We start from the raw sequence: 22600 nt of genomic DNA, 5'->3' as shown, positions 1-22600 counted from the left end.
TCAGACGTTGTCAGAGCGTGTCAGAGGCTACCGAACGAGCCGCGGGGAGGGCTCAGGTGTGCGGGGTGGGTCGGTAGATGAGCTCCTGGGTCCGGCCGTCGAGCGTGCGGCCCTCGACCAACTCCAGGTCGAAGTCGGCCGCACCGTGGAAGATCGGCTCGGTCCCGGTCTGACCGGTGACCACCGGGAAGAGCGTCACCTGGATTAAGTCGACCAGGCCGGCGGCCAGCAGTGCCCGGTTCATCGACAGGCTGCCGTGCGACCGCAGCGGCACCTCGGACTCCTCCTTGAGCCGGGCGACGACGTCGACGGCGTCACCGCGGACCAGGGTGACGTCCGGCCAGTCGAGCGGTTCCGCGAGGGTGTTCGACACGACGGTGGCCGGAAGGTTGATCATGCGGGTGACCCAGGCGTCCCGAACGTCGGACTCCTCGGTGCTGTCGGCGAGCATCTGCTCGAACAGCTCGATCGTGCGCCGACCGAAGACCATGCGGTGGTCATCCGTGTACGTGCCGAGGCGGCGCTGGAGCAACTCGGGGCCCTGCTTGCCCCAGTAGCCTCCCCAGTTGCCGGTGGTGCTGCCGAAGCCGTCGAGGCTGGTGAAGACGTCGAAGGTGTACGTCGCGGTCACGCCGGTCTCCTCGGTTGGGTGAGTTCGCTACGACGCGCCTCGAGGAAGGCGCGCTCGGTCTCGTTGCCGGCCAGCGCGATGGCCTCGTCGTAGGCGGCGCGGGCCTGCGCGTCACGTCCGAGCCGGGCCAGCAGCTCGGCCCGGGTGGCGGGCAGCCGGTGGTAGCCGGGAAGGTCGACCGTCTCCAGCGCGGCGAGAGCCGCCTCGGGGCCGTGCGCCTCGGCCACCGCGACCGCGCGGTTGAGCGCCACGACGGGGTTCGGCGCGAGCGCGAGGAGCTGGTCGTACAGCGCCAGGACCTGCCTCCAGTCGGTGGCCGCGCCGTCGGTGTGCACCGCGTTGATCGCGGCCTGGATCTGGTACGGGCCGGGCCGGTTGCGTCGCAGACACCGGCGGACCAGATCGTGCCCCTCGGTGATGAGCGTGGTGTTCCACAGTGACCGGTCCTGGTCGGCCAGGAGCACCAGCTCACCCTTCGGGCCGAGCCGGGCCGGACGACGCGCCTCGATCAGCAGCAGCAGAGCGAGCAGACCGAGGACCTCGGGTTCGTCCGGCATCAGCGCCGCCAGCTCGCGGGCGAGCCGGATCGCCTCGGCGCACAGGTCCGTCCTGATCAAGGGTCCGGCGGTGGACGTGTAGCCCTCGTTGAACATCAGGTAGAGCACGGTGAGCACGGGCGGCAGCCGGTCCGGCAGCTCGTGGTCGGCCGGTACCCGGTAGGGAATGGCGGCTTCCCGGATCTTCTTCTTCGCGCGCACGATCCGCTGGGCGATGGTCGTCTCCCGGACCAGGTAGGCCCGGGCGATCTCGGGGACCTCGAGGCCACCGAGCAGGCGCAGCGTGAGGGCCGTCCGCGCCTCCGGAGCGAGCGCCGGGTGGCAGCAGGTGAAGATGAGTCGTAACTGGTCGTCCCGCACGGGTCCCACCTCCTGGGGCGCGTCCTGGTGCTGGAGCAGGAGGGCCTGGGCGTGCCGGGCCTCGCGGGTCGACTCGCGGCGGAGCCGGTCGATCGCCCGGTTGCGGGCGGTCGTCACGATCCAGCCACCCGGGTTGGGTGGCGGCGTCCGCCACTTCTCGAGCGCCGTGGCGAAGGCGTCCTGAACCGCCTCCTCGGCGAGGTTGATGTCGCCGAGGAGACGGGCCAGGGTGGCGACGCAGCGGCCGTACTCCGCGCGGTAGATGCTCGCCAGATCCATGTCGGCCGGCCGGCTTCGGGTCAGGCCTGGGACAGGTCGTCGAAGGGGCGTACCTCGATCGGTCCGCAGGCCGCTGCGCACTTCTCGGCCCAGGCGAGCGCCTGGTCCAGGTCGGCGCACCTGAGGACCCAGAAACCGGCGAGGTGCTCCTTCGTCTCGGCGAAGGGTCCGTCGCTCATGGTGGTGGACCCGTTCTCGATCCGCACGACGGTGGCGCTCTCCGACGAGACGAGCCCGCCGCCGAAGACCCAGACGCCCGCGGCCCGCATCTCGTCGTTGATGCGGCCGGTCTCGGCGAACACGACCTCGGTCTCCTCGTCGGACATGGCGGGCTCGCCCTCGACGACGTGTACGGACAACAGGTACTGCTTCATGACGATCCTCTCGAGAACTCGACGGTCCGATGGTGACAGCTCAGGCGGCCAGGCGGCGTGCGACAGCCGGGATGACGATCGCGGCGGCGACCAGGTGGGTGAGCATCAGCAGCGCCTTGGTGGCCGTGTCGGCGTCGGCGATGACATCCGGCACCACCGACAGGACCGTCAGCGCCACCGTCGTACGGACGAACGCCCGCCGCGGTCGCCGGGCGAACCGGGACAGCAGCGCCGCGAGGACGACGCCGATCAGCGAGAAGACGGCGGTCAGGACACCGAATCCCGCCACCGGTATCGGAGCGCCGCTCACCTCGAGGCTCACGCCCGCCGCCTGGCCGACGGCGGCGACGATCATGGTGGCCGCACTCGCGGCGACCGTGGCGACGACACCGGTCCGGACCAGCGTGCCGAGGGTCGACGTGGCGCGGGTGGCGTGCGGGGTCGTGGTCATCGTGCCCTCCAGCGGTTGGCTCGCCCGGCTCGATGCCGGGCTCTCACCAGGGCTACGAACGGACCCGGCCCCGATCGACAGCCACCGCCAAGATTCTTTCCGGCCCCGCCGCCGCGTCGGTCACCGCCGACGGATTTAATGCAGAATTAAGGATACGAGGGCAAAAAATTGTTATCCGAAGCCCGCTCGACGGCTACCAGGACAATTACTCGGCACCCTCCTTAATTCTTTTTCCGCAGATTGCCGCAAGCCTCCGACGTGCACATACTTCATCCGACAGAGCGTTATCGTCGACTCGAAGGAATCACTGGTAATGCGGACTCCTCCCCCCGCGCACGTCGCACCGCCGGACCGGGCGCGCAAGCGCCGCCGCATCGCTCGCATCACGCTCGCCTCGGGGGTCGCCGCCGCCCTGGTGGGCAGTGGCATCTACATCGCCGGCGCCCAGGCCGAAGAGGTCGCCGTGGCGGGCCGGATCCAGGCGGAGGCCTTCGCGGCCCAGTCCGGCGCGCAGACCGAGAGCACCGGCGACGCCGACGGCGGCCGGAACGTCGGCTGGCTCGGCAACGGAGACTGGCTGCGGTACGACGGCGTCACGATCGCCGCCGCCGACCTGAAGGCCCGGGTCGCGGCGAACAACACCGACGGAGGCGCCGTCGAGCTGCGCCTCGGTACGCAGACCGGCGCCCTGCTGGCCAGCTTCCCGATCGCCCACACCGGCGGCTGGCAGAAGTGGACGACGGTGACCGCCACGGCGGCCAGCGTGCCGGCCGGCCCGCAGACCGTCTTCGCCGTCATGAAGAGCAGCTCCCGGTCGGACTTCGTGAACCTGAACTGGTTCACGTTCGGCTCCGCGACGGGCACGACGCCGAGCGCCTCGCCCTCGCCGAGCGCCAGCCCGGCGACGCCGACCACCCCGGGCACCACCCCGACCACCCCGGGCGCCACACCCACCACGCCGGGCACCGCGCCCGCAGCCGGCTGGATACCTGTCGACCAGGCCAGGTGGGACCGGGAACTGGCTGCCTTCAACGCGATCACGCCGAAGCCGGTGACGCCGGGAACGACCCGCGTTCCCGAGTTCCACACGGACTGCGAGCTGGCGAACTCGGCGCCGGACGACCCGATCGTCGTCCCCGGCCTGCCGGGCGCGTCGCACATGCACACCTTCTTCGGCCCGAAGATCGACGCGTTCACCACGACCGACAAGCTGCTCTCCTCGACGACCACCTGCAACGCCCCCGGTGACCTGAGCGCCTACTGGACCCCGGAGCTGCGCAAGGACGGCAAGCCCGTACCGATGAAGAGTTTCCGGGTCTACTACGGCTCGCGGGTGAAGGACCCATCGACCGTCAAGCCCTTCCCGCCGGGCCTGCGGATGGTCGAGGGCGACGCCAAGAAGCAGGTGGACACCCCGAAGAACGCCGGTAGCAACCAGTTCTGGTGCGCCGGCAGCGCCGAGACCGGCCGCAGCTCGGACGGCAACTGGCCAATCTGCGCCTCCGGCGGCAACCTCATCTTCCAGCTCGTCTTCAAGGACTGCTGGGACGGCAAGAACATCGACTCGCCCGACCACAAGTCGCACATGGGCGACCCGGTCAACGGCGTCTGCACCGGCAAGTACCCGGTGGCGGTGCCGAACCTGTCCTTCATGGTCAATTACCAGTCGCTCGGCGGCGACGGCCTGAGCCTCTCCTCCGGCAAGCCGTCCTCCATGCACGGTGACTTCATGAACGCCTGGGACCCGGCGCACATCGGACCCCTGGTGAAGTCCTGCCTGAACCAGAAGGCCAAGTGCGGCACCGAGGTGACCTTCGCTGGCGGCTGACCCCACACGCAACCCGAGAGGCGGCCCCACGCACAGGCGTGGGGCCGCCTCTCGTTGGCCGACACCCGACACCGAAGCGTGCAGTAGCCGACTGTGACCATGTCATCACCCAAAGCACACTCCTCCCCGACACGTCCCTGTCGAGTGGAGGAACCATGCGTCTCCGAACGATCGTCACCGCCGCGCTGGCCGCCGTCCTGGCCGCCAGCGCGCTCGCACCACCGGCGCCGGCGGCCGCCGCCACCGCCGACCGCTGGGGCTTCGCGTACGTCAAGGACCCCACCGTGGCGGTCTGGACCGTGCTGGACACCAGCCGGCAGTGGGGTAGCTGGAAGACGGCGTTCCCGGCCGCCTGGGCCGACGGCGTCAAGCTCGCGCCCGGCCGCTTCCAGGTGCGCTTCCCGCAGGTGGGCGCGGGCGCGCGGGGCGTGCCACACGTGACGCCGGTGAACCGGACCGGGCACTACTGCGAGGTGGTCCGCTGGTTCCAGTCCGGCACCGACGAGATCGTCGACGTGCAGTGCCACCGGCCCGGCGGCACCCGCGAGGACACCCCGTTCACCGTGCTCTGGACGACCAGCTCGGGCGTCGTGGCGGCCGGCACCTCCCACGCGTACGTGCAGTGGACCAGCGGCGCGGTGGCGCAGTCGTACAACTCGACGGGCGCGGTGAACACCGCCGGGCCGGTGGGCATCGGGCAGTACCTGGTGCGGCTGCCCGCCGTCGGACTGGCCGGCGTGCTCGCCGGTGATGTGCAGGTCACCGCGGTGCAGCCGAACGCCGGACCCCGCCGGTGCAAGGTCTACTCGTGGGCGCCCGTCGGCACCGAGGTGCAGGTCTACGTCTTCTGTTACGACCAGGCCGGGATCGCCGTGAACACCGACTTCGTCCTCTCGTACCACCGTCGCCGACCGGTGATCGGCTCCCTCGGCCCGCCGTCGTACTTCGGTTACCTGGGTACCGCCGTCGGCGGGCCCACCAACGACAACTCGGTGCTCGGCGTCGGCGCGAACACCGTCGTGGCGATCGCGCCCGCCGGCCGCTACCTCGCGACGTTCCCGCAGATCGGTCTCAAGGAGACGCACGCGCAGGTGGTGGCGCAGGGCGCCGGCAACAACTACTGCCACCTGACCCAACCGTGGACGTACACCACCAACGCCGACGTCGACGTCATCTGCTTCGACAACGCCGGCGTGGTCACCCCACACCGCTTCCTGGCCACCTTCACCTCCCGGCTCTGACCGCACGCGGCCGGTCCCGCCCACGCTCCGATCTGGTGATCGGAGCATGGGCGGGACCGGGTGCCGCGGTGGTCAGCCGAAGCAGTTGGGTACGGGTGGTGCGCTGGGCGTGCAGTTGGTGGGCCGGTTGCCGCTGATGGCCGACTTGTCGTCCACCGTCACCTGACCACCGTCGTTGAAGACCCCACCCGGCGCCACGACGGAGACGTTCTCCGTGACCTTGGTCTGGGTGAGGGTGAGGGTGGCGTTGTTGTAGATTCCGCCGCCGCGTGAGTTCGTGCCGAAGGCCTTGTTGCGGGCCACGACGGTGCGCCGCAGGACGACCACGCCGCTGCCGTTGTAGACGCCGCCGCCGTTCTCGATGGTGCTCCTCGTGCTGGCGGCGTTCTCACTGATCTGGCTGTCCTCGGCCACGAACTGGCCGATCTGGTTGAACACACCGCCGCCGCGTTGGCCGGCGTCGTTACGAACGATCTTGCCGTGCTGGAGCTGGAAGGTGCCGTCGGTGAAGATTCCGCCGCCCTCGCTACCGGCCGCGTTCTCGGTGACCTCGATATTCCTGGCCGTGGTGTTGCCGTTGATCCCGGTGCGGATGCCACCACCCCGGAAGCCGGCGCTGTTGTGGTGCACGCGGACGTCGTCGAGCACGGCGACGCTGGAGTTCGACAGGCCGCCGCCCGCTCCGCCGATCGGCAGGATGACGACGGTCCCGATCGTGCTGTTGTCGCTGAGCCGGGTGTTCCGCACCGTGAGGTTGCCGTTGTTGTAGACACCACCACCGTCGTACAACGCGCCGTTGTCGCTGATCCGGCTCTCGTCGTCGCCGTACCGCTCCCGGTCCTTGCCGTCCTTGCCGTCCTTGTCTTTGTCCTTGCCGCCGTGGTCGCTGCGGCCGAGGATCCTGGTGTCGCCGAAGTTGGCGATCCCTCCACCGGGGCCGTTGGAGTGGTTGAAGACGACGTCGATGTTCTCCAGGGTGGCCCGACCGCCGACGTCGACGCGGATGCCACCACCGCCACCGCCGAGTCCGCTGGTGTCGTCGCCGCCCTTGACGGTGGCGTCGCGCAGCTTCAGGTCGCCGCCGGCCCCCACCTCGAGGATCCGGAACGGCGTGGCCGAGGCCGCCCGGACGATCGTGGAACCATTGCCGTCGATCGTGATCGGCTGGGTGACGATGGGCAGGCCGACGGGGCCGAACGGCACGGGCGGCTGAGGCGCGGACGCGGAGAGCGTGTAGGTGCACCCCTTGGCGAGCCGAAGCTTCGCCCCGTGACCGGCGTTCGCGCGGACGATCGCCGCGATCAGCTCGTTGGCGCCGCACGGCACGTCCCAGGCGTCCCGGCCGCCACCGCTCCAGTCGTCGTCCCCGCGCTCCTTGTCGCCCCCGCGCTCCTTGTCGCGACCACCCGGATCGTGCTTGCCGCTGTCGTCGTCCGCCGCCCGGCTGCTGCCGGCGAGGACCTGTTTCCCGAACAGTCCTCCGCCCGCTCCGAGCGCTCCGGTCGGGCCTTCGGGCACGCCGACGGCCGCCAGACCGGCGACCCCGGTCAGTCCGGCCACCCCGGCGACGAGCCAGCGGGCCCTGCGCCTCTTCGGCGGACGTGGCTGGTCTGCCGCCGCATCGCTGACGTTCGGGTGTCGATGGTTGGACATATCTGGCCCTTCTCCGTACCCCGTGTCTCTGCACGCCACAGTCGGCGCAGAAAGCGACAAATCGGTTGTCGCTCCCACGGGGAACGTAGCCGAGTCGAACTCACATCAACGGGACTTATGCGAAAAAGTCCTACGTTCGACGCGGTACACGCATAACGCGCATGCCGCCGTGGTGGCCGAGTGCCCCGTGGCCGGGGAATCGTTGGCGTGTCCGGCCGTCGTGACCCCGGACGATCACAGGAGCCCAGGTCAACGCGCGCTGCCCGTCAGGTCGGGCCCCATCACCGCGTGTCCTTTGCTCTGCTTCAGCCCAGGAGACACCCAGTGTCCGATTATCGGACGGCAGGTGTTTCCTCGGTTGAAGCAGAGCAAAGGCGGGTCACCGCCCTTGCCCTCGGCCCCCGGGAATGACACCGAGCCGCCGCTCGTCACACGCGCAGCGGCGTAGCCCTGCCCGGCACGGGTGACGGCTGGGGGCCAGGACCGAGCCTCCGACGTGCTGGTCGTCAGTCGGCGAGCAGGTGCTTCTGCACCTTGCCCATCGCGTTGCGGGGCAACGTGTCGAGAAACCTGATCTGGCGCGGCCGTTTGTGGACGGACAGCGTCCGCGCCACGAAGTCGACGAGCTCGGCCGCGCTCACCTGGTCCGCGACGACGAAGGCGGTGACCTCCTGGCCGAGGTCGTCGTTCGGCGTGCCGACGACCGCGGCCTCGCGAACACCCGGGTGGGCCAACAGCGCATCCTCAACCTCACCGGCGCCGATCCGGTAACCACCGCTCTTGATCAGGTCGGTCGACCGACGGCCGACCAGTCGGTGCACACCATCGGGTGACACGCTCGCGATGTCTCCGGTGCGGAACCACCCGTCCCCGTCGAGCAGCCGGGCGGTCACGTCGGGCTTGCCCAGGTAGCCGTCGAAGAGCATCGGTCCGCGAACCCACAGCTCCCCGATGGCCGTCCCGTCGGCGGGTACCGGCCGCCCGTCGTCGTCGAGCACCCGTGTCTCCGCGCCCGGCACCGGCGTGCCGACCATGCCGGGCCGACGGTGCGGGTCGTCGGCGCGATTGCTCAACGTGATCAACGTTTCGGTCATGCCGTAACGCTCGACCGGCCGGTGACCGGTGAGCTGGCGCATCCGCTGGAACAACGGCGCGGGCAGGGCAGCGCTGCCGGAGACCAGCAGCCGCGCCGAGCTGAGGCGCGCGGCGGCCGCCGGCTGGGCGCAGATCCGCGACCAGACCGTCGGTACCGCGAAGTAGAGGGTGCCGCCCGCCTCGGCGTACGCCTCGGGGGTCGCCCGTCCGGTGTGGTGCAGCCGGCAGCCCACCCGCAGCGCGCCGAGCACGCCGAGCACGAGACCGTGGACGTGGAACAGGGGCAGACCGTGCACCAGAAGGTCGTCGGGGGTCCAGGCCCAGGCGTCGGCGAGCGCGTCGATGCCGGCCTCGACGGCACGGTGCGACAGGACCGCCCCCTTGGGCGCTCCCGTGGTGCCGCTCGTGTACATGATCAGAGCAGTGCGTTCGGGGGCCGGCGCCGGGTGCCGGGTGTCCGAGGTACGGCCCAGGTCGACCCGACGGACACCGATCCGCGTCGGTTCGTCCCCGGTGCCGCCGAGCAGCAGCGTCGCGCCGGAATCGCGCAGGATGTGCGCCCTCTCCCGAGGCCCGGAGTCGGGTGGCACGGGGACGACGGCGGCTCCACCGAGCAACGCGCCGACCACCCCCACCACGGTCTCGGCGGTGGCGCTGGCGTGCACGGCGACGACCGGTTCGCCGCGCAGGTCGTCTGCCACCGCGGCGGCGCATCCCCGCAGGCGCTCGGCGGACATGGTCACCGGCCCGAGGCGGATCAGGTCATCGACGGTCGGGCTGGAGCGGTCGAGACCGTCGAGCAGACGCATGGACCGAGGCTACGCCGACTGTCACGCGTACCTGACCATCAGTATCTCCGGGCTTACCGGACGAACGCGACGCACCGGGCCGACGTCGGTCGCGGCGGTGCGAGCAGTCCGCCCCAGACCGGCGGCGGAGGGGGTCAGAGCCGGCGGAGCCGCTCGCGGAGCCAGCCGCGGTCGGGGTTCACCACGGCCTGAGCGTCGAACACGACCGTGGGCACCGTCTCGTTGCCGCCGGTGATCGCCCGAACGGCCGCGGCACCCTCCGGGTCGTGCCATATGTCGACCCAGTGTGCCTGCTGAGCGAGCCGGCCAAGCGAGAAGCGGAGCTGGAGGCAGTAGCGGCAGCCGGGGCGCCAGTACACGATCGGCAGCCCGTCCGCCGCGCTGGCCCGCTGCGCTTCGGCGGCTCCCATCGAGCGGGGGAAAGCCCACGGCGACACCCCGAACGCCACCGCCAGAAAGATCAGAAACTCGACACCGCCAACCACTGGCGACCCGGCGGCCAGTTGGGTAGCCAGGACCACCACGCCGAAGGTCGCCGTCAACACCGTCAGGGCCCACCGCCGCGCCACGCTGGGGACACTACCGTCGACGAGCGGCCGCGCCCGCGCCGCCCCACGGCAGACCGATCCGGCGCCCAGCGTCCATCGCACCCGCCAGGGGCGCGTCCCGTCGTCGACGGATTCCATCGGCGGATGCGAATAGGTAAGCGCATCGCTACTATGGGTCAGTCTCGAGGCAAGGGGGTAGTGCCCGCGTGCGAAGTCCCGTCAACGGAACCGCGCCGACGTCCGCGCCCGGTCGACCCGCGCCCGTCGTGGCCGACCGACCGCGTAGGCTCGTCCGGCGTCTGGTGCTGTTGGCGGTGGCGGTCGGGGGCGGCTTCCTCCTGGCCCTGCTGTTCCAGGGGCCGGCCAGCGCCGACGGCACACGCGGCGGTTCCGGCGACGAACTTCCTCGGCAGCTCGGCGCTCTGGTGGAGCCGGTCCGGCGGGTCATCAGCACCGAACGCGCCGACCCCGACCCCCGCAGCGGCGTACGCGCCGACGACCCCCGCCATGGCGCGCGCCACGCTCCGCTGACCGGCGCGGTAGCCGGTGTCGTCGGCGCACGCGACGTGCCGTCCCCGACCGCATCCCGCCGCCCGACGGACGCCGCGCGGACCTCCGTGCCGCCGTCCCGGACGGCCACCTCAGTCCGGTCCGACGCCGCGCGACACGAACGGCTGCGCTCCTCGGCCGCGGCCCGCGCGACTCATCGTCCCGCCCACCGCCCCCGCCCACCTCGATCGGCGGCAGATTCCGCACGGCGGCCGGCAAGCGCCGCGCCCGATCACCGAGAGTTGCCCGAAGCGCTCCTCCCGCCCGCCGTGGCGGGCCCGCTCACCCCGGTCCTGCGGCCCGCCGTCGACGTCGTGCGCGCCCTGCCGATCGCGCCCCTCGTCGCGGCGCTGCTGCGCGTCGTCGACGCTGCCCTGCCGCCCGCTCTCGGCGCGGTGGTCGTACCCGCGCCGCGTTTACCGGTCGCTCCCCCGGCGCTCGAACCGACCGCCGCGTCGCCCGGCGCGGCACCCACGCCGGCCCCGCCAACCCCGCCGCCGGCTCCGGCGCTGCCACCCGTACGCGCCGCGGCGACGCCAACACCGGCGGCACCACCGCCGACACCCGTGGCCGCGTACCCACCTGCCATGGCCCCACCGGGCCACCTCGCCGCGCGCCCGGCGTCGCCGGCTGTTGCGGCCTACCCTCCCGGTCCGCCCGTCACCCCGGTCGACCAGGACGCCGCCGGCACCGACGAGGGCTCGGCGCCCGCGCCGGGCCTGCTCCGGCCGGCTCACCGGCAGTCACACCCCGGCATCGCCGCGCTCTGCCACCTCGTGCCGCTCTTCGTCGAGAGCCGAACTCCGACTGGGATCGCCCGCCCGGGCTGAGGCCGACCGCCGACCCCCGGGCCGCTCGCCCGCGCGGTCGGTCCCACCCGCTGGCCTGGTCAATGGTGCCCGCGCCCGCGCCCTGACGGCGCGGTGGGCCCATGGCCGCCCGACTTCTCGCGTACGACGATCGCGGCCGACCCGTGGACACACCGGGTTCGGTGACCGTCGTGACGTGCACCTGAGATCGGAGAAACACGGTGATCCACGTTGTTGTCGCCGAGGACATGGGCTTGCTGCGCGGAGCGCTCTGCGCCGCGCTCTCCCGTGAGGAGGACATGGAGGTGGTCGCCGACGTCGAGGGCGTCGGCGAACTGTTGACGGCGGTCCGCCGGTGCCGGCCGCAGGTGGTGGTGCTGGCGCTGACGCCGGAGCTGCCCGACCCGGTGGAGGTGGTCGCCCGGATCAGCGCCGAGGCGCCGCACGCCGCCGTGCTGGCGATGAGCCCCCGGTGGAACCCGGCGCTCGTGGAGGCGGCGCTGGCGGCCGGCGCCCGCGGCCTGGTCGGCAAGGACAGCCCACTGGTGGAGTTGGTGCGGTCGATCCGCGCGCTCGCGGCCGGAGAGCGCGCGATCGACCCGGCGGCCGCGGTGGCGGTGCTCAGTCCGTCGGAGGTGCCGTTGACGCCCCGGGAGTTGGACGTGCTGCGGATGGCCGCCGAGGGTCTACCGCTCAAGGAGATCGCCGGTCGCCTCTTCCTGGCCCACGGGACGGTGCGTAACCACCTGTCGGCGATCCTGCGCAAGATCGGGGCCCGCAACCGGTTGGAGGCGGTGTGGCACGCCCGGCGCAACGGCTGGTTGTAGCCATCGGGGCGGGTCCGTCGCGGGCCCGCCCCGTCGCCGTGCGGCCCCGACGGATGCGTGTTTGAATATTGACGTTGAGTGATCGCCATGCAAGCGCGGGAAGGTTCGTCGTGATCCGTACCCTGCTCGCTCTGGACGGGGCCCTGGTGCTGGGGGCGCTGTCGTTCGTCCTCGCCGCCGAGGAGGACATCCGTGTCGTGGCGGAGGTGGATCGCGGCGACGCGGTCCCCGCGGCCGTCCGTGCCCAGCGCCCGGACGTGGTGGTGGCCGCCCTCGAGCTTGTCGAGGAGGAGGTGCCCGGTCGCCTGGGCCTGTGTCCCATCCTGATGCTGGTCCACCCGCACCGGGCCGGCCGACTGCGGGGAATGCTCAGCCCGTCCCGGACGGTCGGCATCCTGCGCATCGACGCCGCTCCCCAGCGGGTCGTCGACGGGATCCGCCGGCTCGCCCGCCGGGAGCCCGTCCTCGACGCGGACCTCGTCGTCGCGGCCCTGCACTCGGACGACCCGCTGACCGAGCGGGAGCGGGAGGTGTTGACGCTGACGGCGGCGGGCGCACCGGTCGTCGAGGTCGCGGCGTCGCTCGGGCTCAGCCGTGGCACCGTCCGCAACCACCTCGCTCGGATCGCCCGCAAGGTGGGTGCGCGCACCCGGGTGGAGGCGGTGCGGTTGGCGGGCGAGGCGGGCTGGATCTGACCGGCGAGGTCAGCCCGGCCGGGTCGCCGGGGACGGCGGCACCGGCTCCTCCCAGCAGCCGACGAGCGCCCGGTAGGTGGCCGAGCGGGTCAGCAGCTGCTCGTGCGTCCCCACGGTGGGCGCGTCGCCGTCGAGGACCAGCACCCGATCGGCGCGCAGGGCGGAGCTGATCCGGTGGGCGATCACGACGAGGCTGCCGGGCCGCCGAGCGAAGGCGGCCTCGACGGTCGCCTCCAACGCCGGGTCGAGATGGCAGGTCGCCTCGTCCAGGACCGCCAGCGGGGCGGGCGCGAGCCAGGCCCGGACCGCCGCGACGAGCTGCCGCTCACCGGCGGAGAGCCGGGCCGGCACGACCGGCGCGTCCAGGCCCCCCAGGCGGGTCGCCAGGGGGCGTGCGCCAAGCTCGTCGAGGGCGACCGCCAGGGTGTCGTCGTCGGCGTCGGGCCGGAGGTAGCGGAGGTTGTCGGCCAGCGTGCCGGTAAAGACGTACGCCTGCTGAGGCAGCAGCACCCGCATCCGGGCCAGGACGGCCGGCGCGGCGTCGGCGACCGGAGCACCGGCCAGGTGGACCGTGCCCTCCTGTGGTGGCACGAGCCCGGCCAGCAGGGCGGCCAACGTGGACTTGCCCGCGCCGCTGGGTCCCACCACGGCCAGGTGATCGCCGTTGGCGAGCGTCAGCGAGAAGTTCCGCAGGATCGGCTCGGCGCTCGGGCCGTACCGGAAGGTCAGTCCCCGGACCTCGGCGGCCGGTGCGCCGCCGACCGGCCTGGTCGGCAGGCGCGGGCCGGGGGTCTCCCCCGTGGCGGCCGGTCGGTGGGGATAGACGCGCAGGATGTTCTCCAGGGTGACCGCGTAGCGCAGCCCGCCGCCGCCGAGGCCCTGCACGAGGGTGTGCAGGGCGGGTTGCAGCCCGGTGGACACGTAGATCAGTGCCCCCAGCACCGCGCCCGCCGTCATTCCGCGCTCGACCAGCCACGGAGTGGCGACGAGCAGCACCACCAGCGGCGACCAACCGCCGATGCCGAGGCTGAGGCTGCGGATCACCGCCATCCGGGCGAGGGTGCGCTCGGCGGCGGCCTGCGCCGACACGTGCTGCTCCACCTCGGACGCCACGCGCGCCTGGGCGCCACAGGCCAGCACGTCGCGGTGACCAGCCAGCGCCGTCGCCGCCGACTGGCCCAACCGCTCGCCCGCGCGGACGTACGCCCGCTGGTGCGCGACCATGGCCGGCAGCGCGGCGAGGAACACGGCCAGGCCGGCGACCAGCGGCGCGGCGGCCAGCGCCGCCGCCACCGGCGCGAGGGCGAGGAGGCCGAGCAGGGCAGCGCCGGCGGAGAAGAGGAAACCGCGCGTGACCATCAGTAAGCCGGCGAAGGTGTCCCGGACGATCTCCATCTGGTGGGTCAGCCGGGTCATCGCCGCGCTGTCCGGGCGACCACCCGCGCGGGTGGCGTCCCGGAGCGCGCCCCGCACCACCTGGGCGGCCACCTCGTCGCGGAACGGCTCGACCACCGCGCCGAGGCTCCGGTACGTCCGGCCGGTCGCCGCCGCGCCGACCAACACGGCCACGGCCAGGACCCCCAACCACGCCAGCCCGTCGACGAGACGCCCGGCCAGGAAGCCGTCGTCCACGGCACGGGCGACCAGCAGGCCGGCGAGCAACGCCGGCACCGCCTCGACGAGCGACCACCCGCAGAGACGGGCCAGGTCGGCTCGGCGGGCCCGCAGCGCCCGCCAGGTCACCCGGCGTACGGTCAGCGGGGTCACGATCCACCGCCGGCCGGCTCGAACACGGCCCGGTAGTCCGGCTCGGCCCAGAGCCGCCGGTGCGGCGCCAGCGCGCGCAGCCGACCACCGTCCAGCCAGGCGACGAGGTCGGCGCGGGCGGCCGCCGCCGCCCGGTGGGTGACCACCAGTCGGGTCCGCTCGCCGGGGCGACCGACGACCGCTTCGGTGATCCGGTGTTCGGTCGCCGTGTCCAGGCTGGACGTGGCGTCGTCCAGGATGAGCAGCCGCTCGGCGGCGAACGACCGGGCCAGGCCGAGGCGTTGGGTCTCACCACCGGAGAACGGCGCGTCCACCAGCGGTGTGCGGTACCCCTCGGGCAGCCGGTCGATCACGTCGGCGACCGCCGCCAGGCGGGCCGCCCGCAGAACCGCCGGCGTGGCCGGGCGCGCGTCCGCCGGTGGCATCGCGACGGCACCCGGCAGTGCCAGGCCGACCGCGTCGTGGACGGTCGCGCCGATCAGCACCGGCTGGTCGAAGGCGTAGCCGACGGCTCGGCGCAGCGCCGACGCGTCGAGGTCCCGCAGCGGCACGCCGTCCAGGAGCGCCGTACCGTGATCGGGGTCGTGCAGCCGTCCCGCCACGGCCGCGAGGGTCGACTTGCCGGCGCCGGACGCGCCGACGACGGCCACGGTCGCGCCGGCCGGCACGTCCAGGTCGATGCCGTCCAGGATGGGCCGGCCGTCGTCGCCGTACACGCGCACGTCCCGCAGTCGCAGCGCGCCACGACCGGGCGGTAGGGGCCGGTCGCCGCTCGTCATGGCGGGCTGTCGCAGCGGTTCAGCGACCCGGTGCGCCCCGGCGCGGCTGCGCACCAGGTGGTTGAGCGTGGCGAGGACCGCACCGAGCCCGGCGCCCATGGCCGCGTACCGGACGGCGGCGACCAGTTCACCGGGCGTGAGCCAACCGGCCGTCAGGGCGTACCCGCCGACCGCGACGACGCTCAGGTGCAGCAGCGGCGCCACGGCGGCGGTACGCGCGCTCGCCCGGGCCAGCAGGTCCCACGTACGTCGGCCGTGCCGGCCCAGCTCCGGTAGGGCCGCCAGCACACGGGCCTCCTCGCGGTGGACCGTGGCGGCGGCGGCGATGCTCCGGGCGCCGGTCAGCGACTCCAGCAGTCGGCCGGCGATGACGCCGAGCACCCGTTGGTAGCCGGCCGTCGCGGCGGAGGCGTCGGCCACGAAGGCGCGCATGAGGACGGCGAGCAGGACGAGGCCGGCGAGCAGGGTGAGTCCCAGGATCGGTTCCAGGAGGGCGAGCGCGACGACGCTGCCGAGGGGCGGCAACACCGCCACGGCGGCCAGGACCACGGCGTTGCCGGCCTGTCCCGCGTCGGCGGACTGGCCGACCAGGCGACCGACGAGATCGCCCACCGGGTATCGGCGGGTGGCACGGACGTCCAGCGCGAACAGGTGGCGTAGCAGGTGGCGGCGTAGTCCGGCGGTGGCGCGGGCGGCGCCGAATCCGCTGGTCAGGTCGGTCAGGGCGTCGACGCAGACGAGGATGGCGACCAGGCCGCAGGCGGCCATCGCCCACCAGAGCGAGCCTCCGGACAGGGCGGCGTCGACGGCGCGGCCCAGGGCTGCGGGAAGCAACAGTTCGGCGGCCGCGCCCAGGAGCGCGACCGCCGCGAGCCCGGCGGTCCAGCCGCCGCCCGCCAGGACCGTTCGCCGCAGCAACCGGTCCCCCGCGTCGAACGTCGACATCGCTCCTCCCGGTGCCACGCGGTCGCCCTGGGTGGGCACGTCTACCCACCCAGGGCGATCACGTTCGTGCGACGGATCAGTTGCAGGTCGTGACGGAGAGCGAGCTGTCGCCGCAGAGCAGCAGGCTCGCCCGGCTACCGCCACCCGTGCGGTCGGCCGGAGCCATCTCCAGGCCCTGGAGGTCCAGAAGCGCCATGTCGTTCACCTCCCTTCCATTCCTTCGTCGATCCGGTCGCCCCCGCTGTCGCGGGGGAGTCTCTGCGCGCCCGGCAGGGGCGCGAGGAAGGGCAGCACCGGCGGGTCGTCGTCCCGCGCGCAGGTCAGCGCGTACAGCACGCCGGCGGTGCCGGTGCCGAAGTCCATGGAGAGCCGGAGCAACTGCTCGCCGGGGAACGCGGTCCCCTCCCGGTACGGCAGCGCGTGCCAGGCCAGCCGGTCCACCTGCGCGTCGAGTTCCCGGCGGTCGCCGTCGTGGACCGAGGCGGCGAGGTAGGCGATGATGCCGGCCCGGCCGGCGAAGAGCCCGGTCTGCGCGTAGAACGGTGACCGTGCCGCCCGGCGAATGCCGGCGCTGGCCGCTGCGAACCCGTCGTCGTCGCGATGGCGCAGGTACTGATCGAGGACCAGTCCGATGCCGACACTGCCGTGTGCCAGGTACGGCATGGTCCGCCAGCCCTCGTTGACCTCCAGGGCGCCGTCCGGGCGCAGCACGCACCGGCGCAGATCCTGGCGCAGCGCCGTGGCGGCGTGCCCCAACAGGTCCTCGTCGCCGCTGAGCTCGTAGAGCCGCAGCAGCAGCAACGCCGGTCCAGTCCGGCCGCGCAGCAGCCCGGCGTACGGGTGGCGTCCGCCGCTGATGTCCGGGCCGGGATCGTCGGGCAGTTGCCCGATCACCCGCTCGGCGGCCCGCCACGCGGCGTCGCGCAACGACACCTCCCCGGTACGGGCGGCCAGCTCGGCCAGGTTGAGCGCGATCCCGGACAGTCCGCTCGCCAGGCTGTGGTCGAGCCCGTCCAGCGGCTCGCGCAGGCAGATGTCGAGCACGTCCAGCGCGTCCTGCCGGCGGCCGAGGCTCTCGAGGGCGTGGGCGACACCGTGCAGGCCGTCGTAGAAGCCGCAGCGGGTGCCGGACGGGGGCGCGGTCGCCCGTCGTACCAGCCAGTCCTCGTGCTCGGGCCACCGTCCGACGCCGCTGGTGTGCAACGCGTACAGCACTCCCGCCGCCCCGTGGGCGAGGTTGAGGCCGCCGCTGCGGAACTGCTCGATGTCGCCGGGGAAGAGCCGGTCGGCGCGCGTCGGGGTGGCGCTGGCCAGGATGGCGGTCGCCAGCCTGTCCCGGGTGACGGGCGCGTCGTGCGCGGCCGTTCCCCGCGGGCCGCCGGTGATCTCCTCGACCGCCGGGTCGAGGAAGGACCTCGGCACTGGAAAGTTGGCGGCGATGACGTCGGCCAGGTGCGCCGCCTTCGCCGGGGCGAGCCGCACGAGCTGGGTCAGCGGCAGGAACAGCGCCAACCGCAGGCAGGCCAGGGCATACCTGTCGACCGCCGGCCCAGTCCGGTCGCGGGGGGCCGCGAAGCCCTGGTTGCGCAGCCCCGGCCGACGGTGCCCGTCGATCGGCGCGGCCACCTCGAAGTCGACGAGGGCGACCCGGTCGTCCGGACGGATCATGATGTTGAACAGGTGCAGGTCGCCGTAGACCAGGCCGCGTTCGTGAATCGCCGCGACGAGGGTCTCGACCTGCTCGTGGACGTGCCGGGCCCAGCGGGCGTACGCCGCCCGGTCCTCGTCCGTCGCGTCGGCGTCGATCAGCGGATACTCGTCGACCAGCACCTTGTTCAACGGTCGACCCTCGATGAACTCGAGCGCGAGGAACCGGTGCTCGCCCAGGTCGAACTCGTCGTGCACCCGGGGCACCTGGGGCAGGTCGGCGAGTTGCCGCAGGGCGTCGGCCTCGCGGGCCAGCCGGGCGACGGCGTCGACGCCGTCTGCGTCCAGGCCGGCGTGCGGCCGGGCCTCCTTCAACACCACCTCGGTGTCGGTGCGCAGGTCGCGGCCCACGTACAGGCCACCGCCGTTGGAGAAGTGGATCACCCGTTCGATCCGGTACGGCACCTGGTCGGTGCTGGTGCCGCTGCGGGCCGCAAGGTGGGGGCCGAGGAAGTCGGGCAGGGTGACCCAGTCCGGCACGTGGAAGACGGGGTCGCGCCGATCCGGCACCAGCGTGCCGGAGTCGTCCTCGATGGCCGGCACCACCTGACCGTCGGGCGAGTGGCAGTAGCGGGCGGCGAAGCCGCCGTAGCGCACGTGGATCGGGCCGGCGCCGTAGCGCAGGTCGCTGAGGATGTACGGCCCGGACTCGCCGGTGAGCAGCTCGTCGAGCTCCTTGCAGACCAGCTCCAGCTCCGCGTCGTCGCGGGGGTAGACGGTGACGAACTTGCCGCTGGCGGCCCGGGAGGCGTACTTGGAGTTGCGCAGCAGCAGCGTGCGGGGCCCGCGGAGGAACTTGAAGGACAGGCCCCGGGGTACGCAGTAGTCCCAGACGGCGTCCAACACGCGCTCGGCGTTCGCGAGGCCCGCCGACACGTGGATCTTCCAGCCCTGCTGCGGTAGCGAACCGCCGTCCGGGGCGTAGATCAGCCAGTCGTCGAGCGGCTCGCGACGCCAGCCGGTCGGGATCTCCCGCTCGGCGGCCGGAAAGACGGGCTGCGCGACCGCGCTGCCGAGCGAGTCGTAGAACAGGCGATCCGCGGCGCAGTAGCTGTCGTAGCGTTCGTCCACTGTCCCGCCGCCTCTCGATTCCGGCCGGCTGCTGTCGTCCGGCGTTGCATCGAGTCTCATCCACGGGTCCCGGTGGGCTCCAGTGCGCTAAGTCACCGACCGTGATGCGAGGTGCACACGAACTCGTGACAATAGTCAGGCACTGCCGAGGTTTGAAAAGACGACAGGTGGGGACCGGGCCGCGGCCCGCTCCCCACCTGTGGGTTCGTCGTCGTCAGCCCAGGTACTTCTCCCACGGGCCGGTGATCGCCAGGGTCAGGCCCGGGTCCTGCATGTTGACGAACAGCACCTTGCCGTCGGCGCTGAAGATCGGGCCGCAGAACTCCGAGTCGTTGAGCTGGTTACGGGCGATCGCGTACGTCGGCCCGCCCGGGATGGTGCTGAGCACGTGCGAGGCGCCCTTGCCGTCCTCGGCGAGCACGAGGCTCCCCCACGGGGTGACCGTCACGTTGTCCGGCCCGTCGAAGGTGATGTCGGTGTACTTGACCGGCGTCCCCTCCTCGGCGGCGGCCTGGTGCGGGAAGTACGTCACGAGCTGGATGGTCTGGTCCTTGAAGCTGTAGAACCAGACCATGCCGTCGTGCGGCGCCGCGTCGGCCGGCAGGTCGCCCTCGTCCCACGCGTAGGAGTTGACGACGTACACGCCCTCGTCGGTGCTCCACACGCCCTCGAACTTGCGGCCACGGGTGACCTGACCGTCGGCGAACTGCTCGCGTACGGAGGTACGCCGCGCGTCGCGGTCCGGCACCTCGATCCACCGGACCGGGAACGGGCGGCCGAGCTGGGCGGAGGTCAGGTAGGCGACGTCCGGCAGCACGGAACCGTCGTCCATGATGATCTGCATCGCGGCGAGGACACCGGCGTCCGGCGCGAGGCGGGTCAGCACACCGGGCCCCAGCTTCACGCCGCGCGGCGCGGACCAGCGGTAGAAGAGGCCGTTGGGCTCGTCGGCGTCCTCGGAGAGGTAGACGTGGGTGCGGTCCCGGTCGATCGCCAGCGCCTCGTGGGAGTAGCGGCCCAGACACTTGATCGGCCGCGGGTCGGCGCTGCCGTCGGCCCAGACCTCGAAGACGTACCCGTGGTCCTTGGCGTAGACGCCGGAGCGGTCGCCCTCCTCCCACCTGTCGCCGGCGCGGTCCTCGGTCTCCTCACAGGTCAGCCAGGTGCCCCACGGGGTCGGGCCGCCCGCGCAGTTGGAGATGGTGCCGGAGAGGGCGACGAACTCGCCCAGGTTGCGGCCCGCGAGATCGGTCGTGATCACCGTGCAGCCACCGGCGTCGACGGCGCCCGGGTCGTAGACGGTGCCCTTGACGTGCGGTACGCCGAACTCGGCGCCCGGGTCGATCTCGTGGTTCTGGATCAGGGTGTAGCGGCCGTGTCCGGCGTCGTAGACGGCCATGCCGTCGTGGTCCGCCGGGGTCACGCCCTGACCACGGTCGAGGCGGGTGACACCGGTACGGGTGACGATCGTGTAGCGGAAGCCCTTGGGCAGGGCCAGGATCCCCTTGGGGTCGTCCACCAGCGGCGGGAAGGGCACGCGACCGCCCAGGGCCGGCGAGTGCGGTCGGGCGGGGCTGGCCTGCGCCAGAGACGGCAGGCCACCGGCGACGGCGAGGCCCACACCGGCGGCGGCGCCGCCGGCGAGGAAGGTACGACGGGAGGAAGGCACGCGGATCAGCTCCTGATCAAGACAGTGCGACGGCCGACAGCCAACCCGCACCGACGGACGCCGAAGCGTCAGCTGTGGGGTCCACCGGTGACATCGGGGTGAAGAAACGGCGTCACCGGGGTCGTCGCGGTGCCGCCCAGCCCTGCTCGTGCAGCCGTTCGATGCCGTCCAGCAGCAGGTCGAGCGCGAACTCGAACTCGAACTGGTCATCGCAGCCCTGCCCCACGACCGACTCGTCGTCGTGGGACGCCACGGTGGCGATCTCCGCCAGGTGCGGGAACTGGGCGGCGAACTCCGGCGGCATCGCCGCGGCGGGTCCGGGGCTGGCCGCTCCGGACCGACCGGCGCGGCGGGAGTCGTCGAACAGTTCCTGGCTGAAGCCCAGAACCCGGCTGCCCATCGTGTGCATGACGTGGTGTGCGAGGTTCGCGGAGAACCCACCGGCCCGGAGGGTGCCGACCACCGAGTCGAGGTAGGCCAGGACGGCCGGCGTCGCCATGGTCCGCGACTCGATCGCCAGCGGCGCCCAGGGGTGCCGGCGCAGCACCGCCCGCGCCGAGAGGATGCGGCGGCGGATGGCGTCCTTCCACGTGGTGTCGCGCTCGGGCGGGTCGATCTGGCCGACGATCACGTCGATCATGCCGTCGAGCAGTTCGTCCTTGTTGGCCACGTGCTTGTAGAGAGCCATCGGCACGACGCCCAGGTCCTGGGCGAGGTTGCGCATGCTGAGCGATTCGATGCCGGTCCCGTCGGCGAGCGCGACGGCCGCCCGCAGAATGCGGTCCCTGCTCAGCGGTGCGCGGCGCAGCGTCTCAGCCTGCTCGACCATCTCGTCCTCGTCCTGTCCGGCGGTTGTTGAACGATAACCACCATTGACAGGTGTACGGCGTACACCTACCGTTGGTGTACACCGTACACTTCAGGGAGGACCCATGAAGGCGATCGTGCAGGACCGGTACGGCGGCCCGGAAACCCTCGTCCTCGACGACGTCGCCAGGCCGGCGCCCGCCCCGAACGACGTGCTCGTCCGGGTCGCGGCCGCCTCGCTCAACGCGTACGACTGGCACGCCATGCGCGGCGATCCCCGGATGGCGCGGTTGGCGATGGGCCTGTCGCGGCCCCGCGCACGCATCCGCGGTCGGGACATCGCCGGCCGCGTCGAGGCCGTCGGGGCCGAGGTGCGCGACATCCGGGTGGGCGACGCGGTCTTCGGCGACCTCGGCGACGCCAACGGCGCATTCGCCGAGTACGCCTGCGTGCCCCAGACGCAGGTCGCGCCCATGCCGACGAACCTGACCCCCCAGCAGGCGGCGGCCCTGCCGCTGGCCGGCATCACGGCGCTCCTGGGACTGTGCGACGTCGGGCGGGTCGAGCCCGGTCAGCGCCTGCTCGTCAACGGCGCCTCGGGCGGCGTCGGCACCCTCGCGGTGCAACTGGGCAAGGCGCTCGGCGCGACCGTGACCGGGGTGTGCAGCACCCGCAACGTCGACCTGGTCCGCTCGCTGGGCGCCGACGAGATCGTCGACTACCGCCGGGACGACTTCGCCGACGGCTCACGCCGCCACGACGTCGTGCTCGACCTGGTCGGCAACCGCTCCCTCACCGACCTGCGGCGCGCGCTGACACCGACCGGGACGCTGGTGCTCTCCGGCGGCGGGGTGTACGGCGGCGGCAGCCTCGTCGGGCCGGTGTGGCTAATCGCGCGCGGACGACTACTCGCGCCGCTGGTCCGGCAGCGCGTCGTCACGCTCACCACGACGCCGAGCCGGCAGCACCTCGACAGGCTCCGCGCCCACGTCGAGGCCGGCCGCCTCACCCCGGTCGTCGACCGGACGTACCCCCTGCACGAGGTGCCCGACGCCATCCGGTACCTCGAGGGCGAACACGCGCGGGCCAAGGTCGTCATCACCATCTGACGTCCGCCGCGCGACAGCGTCCGCCGGTACGGCGTCCACC

At 72.6% G+C, this 22600-nt stretch carries 19 protein-coding genes; 6 read left to right on the top strand and 13 right to left on the bottom strand.

The features are described from left to right. Positions 1-52 precede the first annotated feature (52 nt). The 4 genes from ABZ272_RS02115 to ABZ272_RS02100 are packed head-to-tail and all read right to left on the bottom strand — an operon-like array spanning position 53 to position 2652. On the bottom strand, positions 53-631 hold the full coding sequence (locus tag ABZ272_RS02115) for a dihydrofolate reductase family protein (protein WP_355048033.1): 579 nt from the start codon (positions 629-631) through the stop codon (positions 53-55). Beyond that, complete coding sequence (locus ABZ272_RS02110; protein WP_355048032.1) at positions 628-1827, bottom strand: RNA polymerase sigma factor; 1200 nt, start codon at positions 1825-1827, stop codon at positions 628-630. The genes ABZ272_RS02115 and ABZ272_RS02110 overlap by 4 nt, the downstream gene beginning before the upstream one ends. A gap of 20 nt (positions 1828-1847) precedes the next feature. Continuing rightward, positions 1848-2201, bottom strand: coding sequence for a YciI family protein (locus ABZ272_RS02105; RefSeq protein ID WP_355048031.1), 354 nt, complete (start codon positions 2199-2201; stop codon positions 1848-1850). A 40-nt stretch (positions 2202-2241) separates the two neighbouring features. After that, positions 2242-2652: a DUF6069 family protein gene (locus ABZ272_RS02100; protein WP_355048030.1), complete on the bottom strand. Its 411-nt coding sequence runs from the start codon at positions 2650-2652 to the stop codon at positions 2242-2244. 313 nt (positions 2653-2965) lie between these two features. Here ABZ272_RS02100 and ABZ272_RS02095 point away from each other — a divergent pair, with 313 nt between their 5' ends. After that, positions 2966-4480: a DUF1996 domain-containing protein gene (locus ABZ272_RS02095; RefSeq protein ID WP_355048029.1), complete on the top strand. Its 1515-nt coding sequence runs from the start codon at positions 2966-2968 to the stop codon at positions 4478-4480. A gap of 155 nt (positions 4481-4635) precedes the next feature. Then, positions 4636-5721: a hypothetical protein gene (locus ABZ272_RS02090; RefSeq protein ID WP_355048028.1), complete on the top strand. Its 1086-nt coding sequence runs from the start codon at positions 4636-4638 to the stop codon at positions 5719-5721. A 72-nt stretch (positions 5722-5793) separates the two neighbouring features. Here the strand turns inward: ABZ272_RS02090 and ABZ272_RS02085 are convergent, their stop codons facing one another. The 3 genes from ABZ272_RS02085 to ABZ272_RS02075 form a co-directional block, all read right to left on the bottom strand. Then, entirely contained in the window at positions 5794-7374 is a 1581-nt protein-coding gene (locus ABZ272_RS02085; protein WP_355048027.1) for a hypothetical protein, read from the bottom strand. A gap of 506 nt (positions 7375-7880) precedes the next feature. Next, positions 7881-9278 carry an acyl-CoA synthetase gene (locus ABZ272_RS02080; protein ID WP_355048026.1) on the bottom strand — a complete coding sequence of 466 codons (1398 nt, stop codon included), beginning with the start codon at positions 9276-9278 and terminating at the stop codon, positions 7881-7883. A gap of 134 nt (positions 9279-9412) precedes the next feature. After that, on the bottom strand, positions 9413-9964 hold the full coding sequence (locus ABZ272_RS02075) for a glutaredoxin domain-containing protein (RefSeq protein WP_355048025.1): 552 nt from the start codon (positions 9962-9964) through the stop codon (positions 9413-9415). Between the two features lie 68 nt (positions 9965-10032). On the opposite strand from ABZ272_RS02075, the gene ABZ272_RS02070 reads away from it, so the two are divergent. From ABZ272_RS02070 to ABZ272_RS02060, 3 genes are all read left to right on the top strand, one after another. Next, on the top strand, positions 10033-11205 hold the full coding sequence (locus tag ABZ272_RS02070) for a hypothetical protein (RefSeq protein WP_355048024.1): 1173 nt from the start codon (positions 10033-10035) through the stop codon (positions 11203-11205). A 200-nt stretch (positions 11206-11405) separates the two neighbouring features. Then, on the top strand, positions 11406-12011 hold the full coding sequence (locus ABZ272_RS02065) for a response regulator transcription factor (protein WP_355048023.1): 606 nt from the start codon (positions 11406-11408) through the stop codon (positions 12009-12011). Between the two features lie 110 nt (positions 12012-12121). Next, on the top strand, positions 12122-12706 hold the full coding sequence (locus ABZ272_RS02060) for a response regulator transcription factor (RefSeq protein ID WP_355048022.1): 585 nt from the start codon (positions 12122-12124) through the stop codon (positions 12704-12706). 9 nt (positions 12707-12715) lie between these two features. On the opposite strand, the gene ABZ272_RS02055 is transcribed toward ABZ272_RS02060, so the two are convergent. The 6 genes from ABZ272_RS02055 to ABZ272_RS02030 all read right to left on the bottom strand — a co-directional run bounded on the left by ABZ272_RS02055 (position 12716) and on the right by ABZ272_RS02030 (position 21473). Continuing rightward, entirely contained in the window at positions 12716-14473 is a 1758-nt protein-coding gene (locus ABZ272_RS02055) for an ABC transporter ATP-binding protein (protein ID WP_355048021.1), read from the bottom strand. After that, a complete protein-coding gene (locus ABZ272_RS02050) occupies positions 14470-16197 on the bottom strand; it encodes an ABC transporter ATP-binding protein (RefSeq protein WP_355048020.1) in 1728 nt (575 codons plus the stop codon). The genes ABZ272_RS02055 and ABZ272_RS02050 overlap by 4 nt, the downstream gene beginning before the upstream one ends. A gap of 76 nt (positions 16198-16273) precedes the next feature. Continuing rightward, positions 16274-16393 carry a SapB/AmfS family lanthipeptide gene (locus ABZ272_RS02045; protein WP_013734295.1) on the bottom strand — a complete coding sequence of 40 codons (120 nt, stop codon included), beginning with the start codon at positions 16391-16393 and terminating at the stop codon, positions 16274-16276. 5 nt (positions 16394-16398) lie between these two features. After that, positions 16399-18975: a class III lanthionine synthetase LanKC gene (gene lanKC / locus ABZ272_RS02040; protein WP_355048019.1), complete on the bottom strand. Its 2577-nt coding sequence runs from the start codon at positions 18973-18975 to the stop codon at positions 16399-16401. A gap of 214 nt (positions 18976-19189) precedes the next feature. Beyond that, a complete protein-coding gene (locus tag ABZ272_RS02035) occupies positions 19190-20644 on the bottom strand; it encodes an alkaline phosphatase PhoX (protein WP_355048018.1) in 1455 nt (484 codons plus the stop codon). Positions 20645-20756: 112 nt separating this feature from the next. Continuing rightward, positions 20757-21473: a TetR/AcrR family transcriptional regulator C-terminal domain-containing protein gene (locus ABZ272_RS02030; protein WP_355048017.1), complete on the bottom strand. Its 717-nt coding sequence runs from the start codon at positions 21471-21473 to the stop codon at positions 20757-20759. A 103-nt stretch (positions 21474-21576) separates the two neighbouring features. Between ABZ272_RS02030 and ABZ272_RS02025 the strand changes: the two genes are divergently transcribed. Beyond that, positions 21577-22560: an NAD(P)-dependent alcohol dehydrogenase gene (locus tag ABZ272_RS02025; protein ID WP_355048016.1), complete on the top strand. Its 984-nt coding sequence runs from the start codon at positions 21577-21579 to the stop codon at positions 22558-22560. Positions 22561-22600: the final 40 nt, after the last annotated feature.

The sequence above is a fragment of the Micromonospora sp. NPDC005979 genome, assembly GCF_040614415.1.
Classification (GTDB): Bacteria; Actinomycetota; Actinomycetes; order Mycobacteriales; family Micromonosporaceae; genus Micromonospora.
Note: the sequence above shows the minus strand (reverse complement) of the source record. Positions and strands in the feature narration are given on the sequence as shown.